This is a genomic window from Pseudomonas gingeri (genome assembly GCF_013385635.1).
GTDB lineage: Bacteria > Pseudomonadota > Gammaproteobacteria > Pseudomonadales > Pseudomonadaceae > Aquipseudomonas > Aquipseudomonas gingeri_A.
Window position 1 is genome coordinate 1 of record NZ_JACAPR010000038.1, and the last position, 1,247, is coordinate 1,247.

Annotated in this window: 2 protein-coding genes; both read left to right on the forward strand. The window is 53.9% G+C overall.

Annotated features, from left to right (window positions below; genetic code table 11):
* Positions 1-73 precede the first annotated feature (73 nt).
* On the forward strand, positions 74-376 hold the full coding sequence (locus HX851_RS45240) for a transposase (RefSeq protein WP_256262618.1): 303 nt from the start codon (positions 74-76) through the stop codon (positions 374-376).
* 26 nt (positions 377-402) lie between these two features.
* Positions 403-1,209, forward strand: a complete 807-nt coding sequence (locus HX851_RS31985) for an IS3 family transposase (RefSeq protein WP_369680922.1) — start codon at positions 403-405, stop codon at positions 1,207-1,209.
* Positions 1,210-1,247 lie beyond the last annotated feature (38 nt).

Genomic DNA, 1,247 nt, shown 5'->3' on the forward strand with positions numbered 1-1,247 from the left:
TGAACTGGCCTAATGATTCTGGACACCTCAATCGGGCGCTATGATGGCGCTCAAATCTGAGGCGTCTATGGAAATGCGTAACTCCTACTCCAACGAGTTCAAACTCAAAGCTGTGCTTATGGTGCTGGATGAGGGGCTGGCTGTCCCAGATGTCTGCGCCAGTCTGAATATCGGACCTACCGCATTACGTCGCTGGGTCGAGCAAGTCCGTAAGGAGCGTCTGGGTTCAACACCGGTAGGGGCAAAAGCTATTACGCCTGAGCAAAAAGAGATCCAGGCGCTTAAAGCCCTGCTCAGGCAAAAAGATCGGGATATCGAAATCCTAAAAAAGGCCAGTGCTCTCCTGCTTTTGGACTCCAAAGATCATTTCCGCTGATCAGCGAGCTGGGCGAGCAGTACGGCATTACTGATTGTTGTCGTGTATTTGAAGTCAATCGAAGCAGTTTTTACGTCTGGCGTCAGCGCCAGGGCCGAGTGAATCCCGATCGCGAGAAGCTCATCGTTGTTTTGATCAAGCAGCACAAGGAGTCGAGGGGCTCTGCCGGGGCTCGGACTCTTTCCAAAGAGCTGCAGGCTAAGGGACATCGCGTGGGGCGTTACATGGCTCGTAGCCTGATGAAAGAGGCCGGTATCGTCAGTCGTCAGCGGCGCCGCCACAAATACAAATCATCGGGCGCAGAGGCGTTGGTGGCGCCTCATGAGCTCAAGCGCAAGTTTGATGTCTCGGCGATCAATCAAGTCTGGTGCGGGGATGTCACCTACATTCAGATCGGCAAGCGTTGGCTGTACTTCGCGGCGGTTCTGGATCTGTTTGCACGCCGCCTCGTGGGATGGTCATTTTCGCTGATATCCGATGCCACGCTGACGTGCGAAGCGTTGCGCATGGCGGTTGAGCTGCGAGGACGACCCAAAGAGGTGTTGTTTCATTCGGACCAGGGATGTCAGTACACCAGTCACAAGTTCAGGAATGAGTTGATGACACACAGGATCAACCAAAGCATGAGTCGCAAGGGGCAATGCTGGGACAACGCTCCAATGGAGCGCTTCTTTGGCAGCCTGAAATCAGAATGGATGCCTGAGGGCGGATACAGCTCGGAGCAGGAAGCCCGAGCTGATTTGCAGCAATACGTGATGCGCTACAACAACACCAGGCTCCACAGCTACAACGACTACCGCTCGCCAGTAGCTATGGAAAAACTGGCCGCGTGAAAACCTAAACTGGTGTCCAGAATTACTTGACCAGTTCA